Source organism: Streptomyces sp. NPDC057302, assembly GCF_042667685.1.
Classification (GTDB): Bacteria; Actinomycetota; Actinomycetes; order Streptomycetales; family Streptomycetaceae; genus Streptomyces.
Genome location: NZ_JBHUZJ010000066.1, coordinates 21,268 through 34,496 on the forward strand (window position 1 = coordinate 21,268; position 13,229 = coordinate 34,496).

The 13,229-nt window shown below is 70.7% G+C and carries 10 protein-coding genes, 2 tRNA genes and 1 riboswitch; of the genes, 1 reads left to right on the plus strand and 11 read right to left on the minus strand.

Features of this window, described 5'->3' with window-relative positions; genetic code table 11:
• Nucleotides 1-15: 15 nt before the first annotated feature.
• From ACFUPX_RS32975 to ACFUPX_RS33025, 11 genes are all read right to left on the minus strand, one after another.
• Complete coding sequence (locus ACFUPX_RS32975) at nt 16-1,101, minus strand: M23 family metallopeptidase (RefSeq protein WP_383331113.1); 1,086 nt, start codon at nt 1,099-1,101, stop codon at nt 16-18.
• Nucleotides 1,102-1,112: 11 nt separating this feature from the next.
• A riboswitch (cyclic di-AMP (ydaO/yuaA leader) is annotated at nt 1,113-1,259 on the minus strand.
• A 221-nt stretch (nt 1,260-1,480) separates the two neighbouring features.
• Nucleotides 1,481-2,668: a PP2C family protein-serine/threonine phosphatase gene (locus ACFUPX_RS32980; protein WP_383331116.1), complete on the minus strand. Its 1,188-nt coding sequence runs from the start codon at nt 2,666-2,668 to the stop codon at nt 1,481-1,483.
• Nucleotides 2,669-2,810: 142 nt separating this feature from the next.
• A tRNA-Met gene (locus ACFUPX_RS32985) sits at nt 2,811-2,884 on the minus strand.
• Between the two features lie 66 nt (nt 2,885-2,950).
• Nucleotides 2,951-4,165 (minus strand): alginate lyase family protein, encoded by a 1,215-nt coding sequence (locus ACFUPX_RS32990; protein ID WP_383331119.1) that lies wholly within the window; start codon nt 4,163-4,165, stop codon nt 2,951-2,953.
• Between the two features lie 119 nt (nt 4,166-4,284).
• Nucleotides 4,285-5,034: an ANTAR domain-containing protein gene (locus ACFUPX_RS32995; RefSeq protein WP_383331122.1), complete on the minus strand. Its 750-nt coding sequence runs from the start codon at nt 5,032-5,034 to the stop codon at nt 4,285-4,287.
• Nucleotides 5,035-5,095: 61 nt separating this feature from the next.
• Nucleotides 5,096-5,770 (minus strand): ANTAR domain-containing protein, encoded by a 675-nt coding sequence (locus tag ACFUPX_RS33000; protein ID WP_383331125.1) that lies wholly within the window; start codon nt 5,768-5,770, stop codon nt 5,096-5,098.
• A gap of 184 nt (nt 5,771-5,954) precedes the next feature.
• A tRNA-Lys gene (locus tag ACFUPX_RS33005) sits at nt 5,955-6,027 on the minus strand.
• Between the two features lie 109 nt (nt 6,028-6,136).
• The gene (locus tag ACFUPX_RS33010) at nt 6,137-7,660 is read right to left on the minus strand and encodes an amino acid permease (protein WP_383331128.1); all 1,524 of its coding nucleotides are present in this window, start codon (nt 7,658-7,660) and stop codon (nt 6,137-6,139) included.
• Between the two features lie 153 nt (nt 7,661-7,813).
• Nucleotides 7,814-10,198: a DEAD/DEAH box helicase gene (locus tag ACFUPX_RS33015; protein WP_383331131.1), complete on the minus strand. Its 2,385-nt coding sequence runs from the start codon at nt 10,196-10,198 to the stop codon at nt 7,814-7,816.
• A 329-nt stretch (nt 10,199-10,527) separates the two neighbouring features.
• Nucleotides 10,528-11,088, minus strand: a complete 561-nt coding sequence (locus tag ACFUPX_RS33020) for a hypothetical protein (RefSeq protein ID WP_383331134.1) — start codon at nt 11,086-11,088, stop codon at nt 10,528-10,530.
• A gap of 108 nt (nt 11,089-11,196) precedes the next feature.
• Nucleotides 11,197-11,547: a metallopeptidase family protein gene (locus ACFUPX_RS33025; protein WP_383331137.1), complete on the minus strand. Its 351-nt coding sequence runs from the start codon at nt 11,545-11,547 to the stop codon at nt 11,197-11,199.
• A 59-nt stretch (nt 11,548-11,606) separates the two neighbouring features.
• Between ACFUPX_RS33025 and ACFUPX_RS33030 the strand changes: the two genes are divergently transcribed.
• Complete coding sequence (locus tag ACFUPX_RS33030) at nt 11,607-13,157, plus strand: metallophosphoesterase (RefSeq protein WP_383331140.1); 1,551 nt, start codon at nt 11,607-11,609, stop codon at nt 13,155-13,157.
• Nucleotides 13,158-13,229 lie beyond the last annotated feature (72 nt).

A 13,229-nucleotide genomic window follows, 5' to 3' on the forward strand; every position in this document is an offset into this window, starting at 1 on the left:
GGTTTCTGGGCTACCTCAGAGCGACTGGCCCTTGCCGCGCAGCCAGGCCGCCGGGTCGACGCCGGTGGAGTCGCCGCCCGGGTGGACCTCCAGGTGGAGGTGGGCGCCGGTGACGTTGCCGGTCGCGCCGACGCGGCCGATGGTCTCGCCGGTGGTGACCTTCTGGCCGACGCTGACGTTCATCGAGGACTGGTGGCAGAACCAGAGCTCGGTGCCGTCGTCGAGTTCGAGGACCGTGCGGTATCCGTACGCCCCCGCCCAGCCGGCTTCCTTGACGGTGCCGGAGTGGATGGCTTTGATGGGCGTGCCCGTCGGCGCCGCGAAGTCCAGGCCGGTGTGGTAGCCGGAGGACCACATGGAGCCGGGCTGACCGAAGGTGCCGGTGAGCGTGTACGAGGCGACGGGGAGGGTGTAGCTCTTCGCGAGCTTGGCCAGGCGCTCGGCCTCGGCCTTCTTCTTGGCCTCCGCCTCGGCCTTCTTCTTCGCGGCGGCCTTCTCGGCGGCGATCTTCTTCTCGGCCGCGGTCTGCTTGGCGGCGGCCTGCTCTGCGGCCTGCTTGACGGCGGCTTCTTCGGCCGCCTTCTGGACCGCGTCGTCCGCCTGGTCCTGCTGGTTCTCGGCCTGCTCCATGATGCGGGCCCGCAGTGCCTCGCCCGCGTCCGTGGTGCCCTGCTCGGCGTCGGCGCTGCTGATGCCGGCGGCGCTCAGGGGCGCTGCGGCGACCGTCACGCCGTTGTCCGCGGAACCCGCGTCGGATGAGTCGTCGGATATCAGGGACCCCACGCCCGGAAGCGACTTGGCCTCCGGCAGCGAGTCCTTGACGGCCGAGAGGTCCGGCATCTCGATGGAGACCGGGGGCTTGCCGCCCTGCGCGGTGGCGATGCCGCCCGCGCCGACGGCGGCGATGACGCCTACGCCGAGAACCGTGGAGCTGCGGGCGAGCCCGCCACCGCCCCGCTTGTGGACGCGGTGCCTGCCGCGGACGGGACGAATGGACTCCTCCGTGGGGTTCCATTCCTCCCAGGAATTGTCGTCGTACCCACCGAAGTCGTCGTCATTCGGTACGTACGCGCCTTGGGGGGCAGGGCGGTTGGACGCCACTGGGGCGCACTCCTTTCCTTCCTTCTCGCCTACCGGGTTAGCTGACGGGTTCGGAGCAGGAAGGTCTCCTACGAACAGCCGGCACGGATGCACGGATGCCCGATTCACCCCAATTAGTGGTTCCCCGGCTCCCTTTCGGGATTAGGCGCGTGCGCGCGGAGCCGACTCGAGTGACGGCTGGGACGACCGCGCTGCGTTATCGAACGTTAATAGACAGCAGGTCGGTATTCCAAGCCGTTCCGACTGATCCTTAACAACTTTGGCGTGTACTTAATAGGACACGGGGGTGGGGAACGGGGCGAGTTGACCCCACTTCTTCACACACCGGAGCTTCACACTTCCTTGACAGTGCGTCAGTTGTTATGCGGAGTGGTGTCCTTCAGTCACGGCCGGTGACATCGGCCGGTGCCATCGGCCGCCGCACCGCGAGCAGCGCCATGTCGTCGGTCGTCCCGCCGCCGGTGTGCCGCCGCACTTCCTCGGTGAGCGTGGCGAGGAGCGCGTCCGGGCCGCCCGGCCCGGGGAAGATGCGGCCCCCGAGCCGGGCCGCCGGGTCGTAGAACTCGCCCCGGCCGTCCCGCGCCTCGGAGAGCCCGTCGGTGTACAGGAGGAGCATCGCCCCGGGCGGGAACTCCGTCTCGTCCGCACGGTCCGGCCAGGCGCCCAGGTCGCCCATCCCGAGCGGCAGCGCGGGCTCGGTCGCGGACAGGACGCACAGCCGTCCGTCGCCGCGCAGGAGCAGCGGCGCCGGATGCCCGCGGTTGATGAGCCGCACGAATCGGTCGCCGTGCGCGATCTCCGCGAGGATCGCGGTGGTGAACCCTTCGAAGTCGTCGAGCCCGTCGCGCCGCGTGCCCTCCCGCGCGAGGGCACGCTCAAGACGCTGGGCCACCGCCTCCAGCGTGGCCTCCTGCTCGGCGGCCTCCCGGAACGCCCCGATGACGACGGCGACGGCCGCCACCGCGCCCATGCCCTTGCCCCGTACGTCACCGACGATGACGCGCACGCCGTGCGGGGTGTCCTGGACGGCGTACAGATCGCCCCCGATGAACGCGTCGGCCTCCGCCGCCTCGTACCGCGCGGCGATGTCGAGCCCGCCGATCCGGGGGTCCGGCTGCGGCAGCACGGCGCGCTGGGCGGCCTCGGCGATGGAGCGGGCGGAGGCGAGCTGTTTGTCGCTGCGGCGTACGACGCGGTTGATGAGGGCGGCGAGCACGGCGACGGTCAGCACGGTGATCAGCTCGGTGACGGCTTCGACGTCGGTGGTCGAGTCGGTCTTGAAGTGCAGCGCGAGCACGGCGACGCAGGAGAAGGCGCCGATGAGGGTGGTGTTGATCAGCGAGTAGAAGGGGGCCGCGATCAGCGGGGCCGCCGCGAAGAGGGGCGCCGCGGTGAAAGCGGGCGGGGTCGACATGTCGTACACCGCCCCGACGACGATGAGCAGCAGCGGAAGGGCCCGCACGAGCGCACGCTCGTGCCGGACATCGGGAGTCTTGCCCCCGCCGCTGCCTCCTCGCTGCCCCACCGCTCTTCTCCTGCCGGATCCCGCGGCCAGGACCAGATCCATGACCACGCTCAATCAGGGTTCCCGGAGCGGCGGCACGGGGCGACCGGTGTGGGCCGACCGGGTGATGCCAAATAGCGCCGAATAACGCAGGAAAACACCGAAGGCCCGGATCCATTTCTGGATCCGGGCCTTCGGTCTTTAGTAGCGGGGACAGGATTTGAACCTGCGACCTCTGGGTTATGAGCCCAGCGAGCTACCGAGCTGCTCCACCCCGCGCCGTTGAATGCAACTCTACGCCATCAGGGGGAGTGAAAGCGAACCGATTGAGGTGGGGCGCGTGCGTCAGGTGTTCTCGGCGTGCGTCAGCGTCTCCCAGGCCACGAACAGATCGTCCGTCCCCTCGGGCCGCCGCTCCCGCGTGAACCGCTCCGTCTCCGGCAGCTCGAGCTTCAGCCGGTCCCGCAGGTGGTTGAGGCCGACCTCGGTGTCGGGCCCCATGTCGCGCTGCACCTTGCCGCCGCACAGCCACCGGGGCGCCTCCGCGCCGAGCTGGTACTTGGAGTGGAACTCGAGCGCGGCCCGCAGCCGCTCCTTGACCTCGCCGTACAGGTCGACGTCCTGGTGCCAGGCGGTCTCCGCGATGTGCGCGGTGGCCGCCAGCGAGTAGCTGGCGTGCTTGAAGTTCCGGCAGGTCTCCTGGGAAAGCCCGTCGGCGAAGGTCTTCTGCCCGAACCAGTACTTCTGGAGCTTCGCCGCGGTGTTGATGTCGCTGCCCGCGGGCGATACGGGCAGCGGGCCGTCGGACTTCAGATAGAAGTAGGCGGGCACGCGGGTCCTGAAATGCCGCACCGCCTTCTCGAAGGAATCGTGGTCGTCGAGGAAGACGGCCATGCTGATGGTCGCGTCGGCCATCAGGAGATCCCAGTTGCCGTTGAAGTCGGCCGCGCCGTCGCGCACTTGGGGCAGATAGGCGTTGCGCAGCATCCGCTCGAAGCGCAGGAGTTCGCCGTCGCCCCAGCCGTCGTAGGTGTAGCGCACGGCTTCCGCCGCGCGGGCCCACGAGGAGGCGGCCCAGGCCGTCTGGAGGCCCGCGTTGGCCTCCGTGTGCCCGGTGATCTTCCGCGACCAGGCGTCCATGATCTGCACGGCCTTCTCGGCGTGCGCGCGCTTGCCGGTGATGTTCCACAGGAGTGCCTGGGTGTACGCGGCGATGGCGTCCTCGCGCTCTTCGACGCAGCCCTGCCCCGGGCGGGTGTCGGGCGGGCACTCGACGACCGCGTACGGCTTGGCCGTGTAGTCGTCCGCGCCGTACTTGCTGTCCCGCATCTGCTCGAACGCCGTCAGCCAGGGCTGCTCGCGCGCCTTGACGTGGGCGCGTACGCGGTCCAGCTGCGCCTTGCTGACGAGTACTCCGGGGTGCTCGAAGGCCAGCTCGGCGGGGCGGGCCCGCTCGGTGGCCCGGTCGGTGCCGCCGCCGGAGCCACCGCCGCAGGCGGCCGAGACGCCGACCAGCAGCGGTACGAGCACCATCACGAGAGCCCGTCGTACGGAACCCATGCTCTACCTCCGGATCGGCCACCTGGCAGGCCCAGCGTCGCCCGTGGGCCTCGGGGGCGCAGGCGATGCGGGTCCGTTCGGGCGACCGGTCGGGAGCCGTACGGGTCGTTCGTGCGGTGCTACTCGGTCTCCGCCGCGTCGGTCCGCGGCCGGGCGGGGGCGGTCGCGGGGGTGAGCCCGGACTCGATGACCTCCCGGGCGACGTTGCTGAGCAGGATCCGGTGGTGCCGGGCGTGCCGGCGCAGGGCTTCGAACGCCTGGTTGAGGGTGACGTTACTGCGGGCCGCGAGGATGCCCTTGGCCTGCTCGATGATGATGCGGCTCTGCAGGGCGCTGTGGAGCTGTTCGTTGACGGTGTGCTGCTGGCGGATGGTGCGGGCCTGGATCAGGCCGATGGTGGCCGCGTCGGCGAGCGCCTGGGCCAGGGCGAGGTCGTCGGCGTTCAGCGGCCGGTCCCCGGTGTGCAGCAGCAGGAGGCTGCCGATGTTGTCCTGGCGCAGCCGCATCGGCAGGGCCGTGGCGCGGGTGTACCCGGCGTCCTGGAGGTGCGCGGTGAACTCCGGCCAGCGTGCGGCAGCGTCGGCGGGGCTCGGCGCGGTGACCGACCGGGCGGTCGTGTGGGCGTCCACGGCCGGACCCTGGTTGCAGGCTGCGTCCAGTACGCGCTGAAGGCCTGGACTGGGGTCGCAGGGCGCGGGGCTGTGCAGATGAAGGCTGGGGTGGGACAGGAAGACCGCGACGTCCGTGACGCCGAGGAGCTCCTGGCAGCGCACGGTCATCTGGTGCAGGAAGTCGATGACGTCGAAGTCCTCCACGAGGGTGTCGGCCAGTTCCACGAAGGTACGGGCGAGGTGTTGTTCCCTGCTCATGGGTGTACTCCTTGACTCCCGCATGAAGGGTGACCCGTGTCATTGACCGGGCTGTCCGTCGTCATTGCGGAAGTTCCTGCTGGATGACGGTGTGGGCGGTGGCCGCCAGGGGCTGGCCCGAGGCGTAGGCCCGGGCGCGCAGCCGGTCCAGGGCCTCGGCCAGTGGAACGCCCAGCTTCTCGCTGAGGACTCCGGTGGCCTGGTGCACCTCGGCCCGGTGGAGGTCCACCGTCCCCACGTGACCGGGCCCGTTGCTGGTGTCGGTACTGCTCGGCCAGTGGTTCAGCACATGCTCGGCCAGCGCGTCGGCGACCAACTGGCCCTGCGCGGACTGCTGCGCGCTGAGCGGTCCGGCCACGCGCCGGTAGCCGGTCATCGTCCCCGCCTGCACGGCGCCGATGTGGACGGGCCAGATGAACAGCGCCGCGATCCCCAGCTCTTCGGCCTCGGCGGTGAACTGCGGCCACTGCCGGGCGAGGAGACGGCCGAGGTCGGGCAGTTGACGTACCTCTGTCTCACCCTGAAAGCGCTGGCTGGGCCCCTGCCCCAGGATGAACTGCAGGTCTTGCAGGCGTTCACTGATGCCGTCGCTGAACCACACCAGCTCCTGCCCCAGGGAGATGGACATCCCCCCGAGTCCCAGCGCCTGCGCGCAGGCAACCGCCCACTCCCGGCGCTGTTCCTGGTTCGCCGCCGCGGGCAAGCTGACCAGGAGTTCACCGACTGTGGAACCCATACCCTCCGACCCCGCTTTCGTCGGTCCTCGTACGGCGCGACGGACGTCAGCCGCGACATCCCAGCGTAGCGAGAGCCGCCCCGCATGACAGGCCGCAGGCAGAAATCCTCCCGTTGCCACGGGCGGGAAAGTGATCAGCCCCTGCCCTCCGGCTTTCGCCGCAGGTCAGGGGCTGATCATTCGGTAGACCGTGTGGGACTCGAACCCACAACCAATGGATTAAAAGTCCACTGCTCTGCCAATTGAGCTAACGGTCCGTGCGGACGCACCCCCCGAGCATAGCCGGACAGGCCCAGCCATCCGATCGGGTATCGCCTCCTTGGCCCGTCGCGCGCTCCGTGACGGGCCAGGGAGGCGGCTCGGCGCTCAGCGGGCGGAGGGGTCCTGGCCTGCGTTGCGGGTGGCCTCGCGGGTCGCCGTCCGTTCGTGGTCCGGGTTGAGGAACCAGTGCCGCGCCGACGCGAACCACCAGGTCGCGGCGGAGCCGAGGACGACCAGGACCGCGATCGGGGCGTAGTTGAAGGTCTTCCAGGTGACCGGGGAGACCTGCGGCAGCATGAAGAGGACCGTGATCACGCCGACCCAGGCCACCGCCACGATGCCGATCGGGCGCGACCAGCGGCCCAAGTGCCACGGGCCGCGCTCGAATTCCTCGCCCTTGCGGAGCCTGAGCAGGGTCGGGATGACGTAGGCGATGTAGAGGCCGATGACGGCGATGGACGTCACCGCCGCGTACGCCGTGACGTTGATCAGGTAGGGCAGGCCGAGGGCGAGCGCGCCCAGGGCCGCGAGCCAGACCGCGGCGACGGGTGTGCGCGTACGCGGGTTGACGGAGTGCCATATGTGCGAGAACGGCAGCGCTCCGTCCCGCGAGAAGGCGTAGATCATCCGGGAGTTGGCGGTCACGGACGCCATGCCGCAGAAGAGCTGCGCGCCGATGACGACGAGCAGGAGCAGCTTGCCCGTGGTGGCTCCGAGCGCGTCCAGGAGGATCTGCGCGGGCGGCGCCCCGGTCGCCGACTCGCGGGCCCCGTCGTACGACTGGATGGCGAACGTGAAGCCGAGCAGCAGGACGAAGCCCGCGATCCAGGAGGTCCAGATGGAGCGGACGATGCCCTTGGGCCCGGCGGTCGACGCGTCGTGCGTCTCCTCGGTCATGTGCGCCGATGCGTCGTAGCCGGTGAAGGTGTACTGGGCCATGAGCAGCCCGATCAGCGCCACGTAGAGCCCGCTGCCCCACCCGGTGTTGTTCACGAACTCGGTGAAGACGAAGGACGCCGACTGGTGCGAGTCCGGGGAGAAGGCGAGCGCGCCGACGATGACGGCGACCCCGATGACGTGCCACCACACGCTCACGCTGTTGAGCAGCCCGACGATGCGCACACCGAAGGTGTTGAGCAGGCCGTGCAGTACGAGGATGGCGGCGAAGAGCAGGATCGTGCGCTCCTCGGTGACCTGGAAGTCGAACTGCAGATTCAGGTACGCGCCCAGGAACGAGGCGGCGCCGAAGTCGATCCCCGCGGTGACGGCGACCTGGCCGAGCACGTTGAACCAGCCGGTGAACCAGGCCCAGGCGGCGGCCGTGCGGGGCGGCGCCAGGCGGTGCGCCCAGAAGTAGAGCCCCGCGGAGGTCGGGTAGGCGGAGCAGATCTCCGCCATCGCGAGGCCGACGAACAGCGTCATCAGGCCGACCGCGACCCATCCCCAGGTGATCAGGGCGGGCCCGCCGGTGTTCATGCCGAACAGGTACATCGTGAGGCAGCCGGAGAGGACCGAGATGATCGTGAACGAGACCGCGTAGTTGGAGAACGCGGACATGCGGCGCGCGAGCACCTGGGTGTAGCCGAGCTGGGCGAGGCGTTCCTCGTCTGAGCCGGGTGGTGGTTTCATGCACGAGCGTTGCCCACGGCAGGGACATGACACACGTCACGTTTGGCATACGGCACGCATACGACAGCGGGCCCGCCCCCCGAAGGGACGGGCCCGCTGCCGTATTTCAGAGCTCAGTGCTCAGTGCTCGGCACTCAGCGCTCCTGCTCGGACTCAGCTGCGCTTCCAGCGCGGCTTGTCGTCGCGGCGGCCGAAGGAACCGGTGCCGGTGCCGGAGCGGTCGCGGTTGAACGCCGGGCGGTCGTGGCCGCCGGAGCGGGCGCCGCCGGCGGGACGGTCGTCGCGACGGTCACGGTTGAACGGACGGTCGCTGCCACGGTGGCCGCCCGAGGGACGGTCGTCACGGCGGAAGCTGGAGCCGGAGCCCGAACCGCCGCGGTTGTCGTCACGACGGTCGCCGCCACGGAAGCCGCCCGACGGACGCTCGTCACGGCGGAAGCCGGAGCCGGAGCCGCCACGGTCGTTGCGGTCGCGGTTGAAACCGCCGCCACCCTCACGGCGGTCGCCGCCCGAGGGACGGTCGTCACGGCGGAAGCCGGAGCCACCGCCACGGTTGTCGTCACGACGGTCGTTGCCGCGGAAGCCGCCACGGTCGCCGCCCGAGGGACGGTCGTCGCGACGGAAGCCGGAGCCACCGCCACGGTTGTCGTCACGACGCTCGAAGGAACGGCCGCCACGGTCGTTGCCGCGGTCGCGGTTGAAACCGCCGCCACCCTCACGACGGTCGCCGCCACGGAAGCCGGAGCCACCGCCACGGTTGTCGTCACGACGCTCGAAGGAACGGCCACCACGGTCGTCACGGCGCTCACGCTCGTAGTTGCCGCGGTCGTCGCGCTGCGGACGGCTGTACGAGGAACGCTCCTCGCGGGCGGCGGCGGGCGCCTGCTCCGGGACGGAGACAGCGGCCTCGACGACGGCCTCGGCGGCAGCGGCGGCCTCGGCCACCGCGGTCTCCGGGTCGTCGCCACGCTCGCGGGCGGCACGCGCGGTGAGGCGCGAGGCCTCCTCACGCAGCTCGGTCGCGCGACGGGTCGCGCGCTCCAGCTCCTTGGTGAGGTCCTTGACCTCACGCTCGGCCTGGGTCGCCGCGTTGCCCGCGGAGTCCGCCTGCACCTCGGTCATCGAACGGGCGCCGGTGATCTCGGCGACCTCCGGCTCGAAGGTGCCGCCGCCGTTGATGATGTGACGCGAGGCGTCGACGCCCGCGTCCTCCATCAGACGGAAGATCTGACGGCGCTGGTGCGGCAGGGACAGCGAGACGACCGTGCCGGAGCGGCCCGCGCGAGCGGTACGGCCCGAACGGTGCAGGTAGTCCTTGTGGTCACCGGCCGGGTCCACGTTCAGGACCAGGTCGATGCCGTCGACGTGGATGCCTCGCGCGGCGACGTCGGTCGCGACGAGCGCGTTGACGTAGCCCTTCTTGAAGTCCTCAAGAACGCGCGTACGAGCGCCCTGCGTCATGCCGCCGTGCAGTGCGTCGGCCTTCACGCCGGACTCGCAGAGCTGCTCGGCGATGCGGTCGGCGCCCAGCTGGGTGCGGACGAAGATGATCGTGCGGCCCTTGCGCGCGGCGATGGCGGCCGTGACGGGCGCCTTGTCGCGGGGCTTCACGATGAGGATGTGGTGCGTCATGGTCGTGACGTTGCCCTGGGCGCTGTCGACCTCGTGCGTCACCGGGTTGGTCAGGTAGCGCTTGACCAGCGAGGAGATCTCGTTCTCCATCGTGGCCGAGAACAGCATCCGCTGGCCGCCGGCCGGGACCTGGTCGAGCAGCTCGGTGACCTCGGGCAGGAAGCCCAGGTCCGACATCTGGTCGGCCTCGTCGAGCACCGCGATCTGGGTGTTCTCGAGCGAGCAGGCGCCACGGCTGATGATGTCGCGCAGCCGGCCCGGGGTGGCGACGAGGATGTCGACGCCGCGCTCGAGCGCGTAGATCTGGTTGCCCATCGACGTACCGCCGCAGACGACCTTCATCTTCAGGCCGAGCACGTCGCCGTACGGCTGGAGCGCGTCCGCGACCTGCATCGCGAGCTCACGGGTCGGGGTCAGGATGACGCCGCGGGGCTTCTTCTTCTCGGTGCGGCCCTCGGACGCGAGCGTCGTGAGCATCGGCAGACCGAAGGAGAGGGTCTTGCCGGAGCCGGTGCGGCCACGGCCGAGGATGTCCTTGCCGGCCAGGGCGTCCGGGATGGTCGCGGCCTGGATCGGGAAGGGCGAGGTCACGCCGTTCTGGGCGAGCTTGCGGACGATGGCCTCGGGCAGCCCGAGGTCACTGAAGGTGGGACCGGTCTCGGCCTCTTCGGCGTCGTCGGTGGTGTCGGCCTGGGTGGTGTCGGCCTCGGCAGCAGCCTCGGTCGCGGGCTCATCGGCCTCGGCGACGACCTGCTCGGCGGCCTCCACGACGTCAGCGGCCTGGACGTTCTCGACGGTCTCGACGGCGTCGGTGGTCTCGACAGCGGCCTCGACCGCGTCCACCGTCAGCTCGTCGGTCGTCTCGTTCTCGGGCAGGACGGCGTGGTCAGAATGAGAAATGGACATGCGAAATGCGAAACCTTCCGGAGTCTCGGCACGCGCCCGTCAACTCCGTGATTTCGCAATGGACCGCCTCTATGCGGTCAGCCACGGCAAGGGAGAGTACGCGCCACGCGGCGCTCTTCTTTTTCGGCGCCGGGCAAATGGGATCAAACGATCTACCACCATACCCACAGACCCCCCAGAAGGCAAACCACACCCTCAGGGGTGCCTTGGATTCCACCCCCCACGGCCCGTCTCACCTGCGAGGAAGCGGGTTTTGGACAGGGCCTGAACCGTCCCCGCTCGTCCCGGCCCCCGCACGGGACCGCCCCCGCACGGGACCGCCCCCGACGCTAAGCGGGCCCGGCCTCCGGCGAAGGCTCCCGGCTCCTGAGCCCCTGCGAGCGCTCCCCCAGCTGTGCGTCCGGCTTCGGCTCCTCGTGCGCCGACGACGAGGGCTCCGGAGTGGGCTCGGGAGTCGGCGTCGGGTCCGGCTTCGGGGGCTCGGGCGTCGGTGTGGGGCGCGGCGGGTCCGGCTTCGTACGGGTGGGTGTGGGCCGCCCGCCCTTCGTCGGCGCGGCGGGTCCATCGCCACCCCCGGACGCGGAGGCGGAGGCCTGGGCGGCATCGGAACCCGACTCGCCCGCCTTGCCGGAGCGCCCCTTGCCCTTCTTGCCCTTCTTTCCGTGCTTGCCGCCCTTCGCGTCGGCGTGGCCCGCGTCCGGGCCGCCGGCCTCCCCGCCACCCGGCGTGACGCTGCCGCCGTCCGGGGCGGCAGCCGCGCTGCCCCCGCCCGCGGAGCGCGCGGGGCCCGGCTCGCCGCCCCCGTCGTCACCGATGCTCATGCAGCCCGCGGTCGCCATGACGGCCACTGCCGCCGCGGCCAACCGGACAGGAACGTACAACTGGCGCACGGCCGAGCACCTCCGAGGCGCTGAGAAGCGGGGACGTCCTACCCAACTCCCTTGCCCGGCAAGAGGACACGGACGACGACGACCGCCGCCGCCGACCGCCCGCGGCCGTCAGCCGTATCCCAGGGCGTGCAGGCGCTCGTCGTCGATCCCGAAGTGATGTGCGACTTCGTGCACCACTGTGATCTCGGTCTCCGCGACGACCTCCTCGCGCGACCCGCACATGCGCAGCGTCGGCCCGCGGTAGACGGTGATCCGGTCGGGCAGCACTCCCGCGTACCACTCGCCCCGGTCCGTCAGCGGAGTCCCCTCGTAGAGCCCGAGCAGCTCCGGGTCATCGGCGGGCGGTTCGTCCTCCACGAACACCGCCACGTTGTCCATCAACCGCGTCAACTCGGGAGGAATCCGGTCGAGCGCCTCGGCGACCAGTTCCTCGAACTCTTCCCGCGTCATCTCCAGCACACCCCCATTGTCGGCCACCACCCCGCATAGCCGCCTCTCCCCCTGGGCATACCGGCCCAATGGCCCGCGACTTCCGTGCGCCCGCCGCTCTCGTACGCCACTACCGCTCCCGCCACCCGCACCCGGTCGGCGAGCTCATCAGCCCTCCCCATCCGTACGGCCGTGCCGTGGGCCTGATCGCGGTCGTCCTGTTCGGCGCCTGGCTCGGCCTGCTGATCGTCGGCAGCGTGCACGCGCCGGTCGGCCCGATGGACACGCGCATGACGCTGCGCCCCTCGCTCACCGGCGGCACCAAGATCGACGTATCGCCGCTCGGCGCCCTCGAACTGCGCTCGCACATCGCCCCCATCCGCCTGGACGTGGACGTGGACCGCCTGGACCCGGTCCGCTCCCAGGCCCTGGTCGACCACCCCGAGCGGCTCTCCGGCCTCCAGGACGAGGTGACGCAGGACGTCGGTCACGGCACGCTCGACCTGGCCGTACGCTCCTGCGCCGCCGTCGTCGCGGGGGCCACCGCGCTGGGCCTCGCGGTCTACCGCCGCCCGCGCAGGGCCCTGGCGGCGGGCGGTCTCGCCCTCGCGCTGCTCGCCGCGTCGGGCGCGGCGGCGTACGCGACGTGGAACCCGAAGTCGGTCCTGGAACCGAAGTTCTCCGGCCTGCTCAGCAGCGCCCCTTCGGTCGTCGGCAACGCCCGCAGCATCGTGAGCGAATTCGACGTCTACCAGCAGGAGTTGGCACGCCTGGTCACCAACGTGACGAAGCTGTACGACGCGACGTCCACGCTCCCCGCGTACCAGCCGGACCCGTCCACGATCCGCGTCCTGCACGTCTCGGACATCCACCTCAACCCGGCGAGCTGGAAGATCATCGCCTCGCTCGTCGAGCAGTACGACATCAACGTCATCGTCGATTCCGGCGACACGATGGACCACGGGAGCTCCACCGAGAACGGCTTCCTGGACCCGATCGAGGACCTGGGAGCTCCGTACGTGTGGGTGCGGGGCAACCACGACTCCCTCACCACCCAGCGGTACCTGCAGCGCATGAAGAACGTCCACGTCCTGGACGAGGGCGGGGCCGCGACGGTGGCGGGCCTGCGGTTCGCCGGGACGGGCGACCCGCAGCACACGCCGGACCGCTCGGTGCGGGCGGAGGGCAAGCCCGTCGAGGAGATGGCGGGCATCGGCCTCGCCTCCGCCCTGCGCGACCAGCGGGCGGCCGGCACCCCCGTCGACATCGCCGTCGCGCACAACCCCGACGCCGCGCGCGAGACGGACGGCGAGGTGCCGCTCGCCCTCGCGGGGCACGTGCACCACCAGGAGATGGAGGTCATGGACGGCGGGACGCGGCTGCGCGTGGAGGGGTCGACGGGCGGCAGCGGGCTGCGGGCGGTGGAGGGCAAGTACCCGGACCCGGTCGAGACGTCGGTCCTCTACCTGGACCGCGACACCCGGCGCCTCCAGGCCTGGGACGAGATCAAACTGGGCGGCCTCGGACTGACGAAGGCCGAGGTCAGCCGCCATCTGCCGAAGGAGAACCAGCCGGGCGCGACGCCGTCGCCGCCCCCTCCCGGCCGCTCCCCGGGGAGCGGCTCCCCGGCCCCCCGATAACCGTTTTGGCGATAGCTCCCCGCATCCCATATGCTTCTCACGTCCCCGACGCGCTGCAAAGCGCCCAGGTGG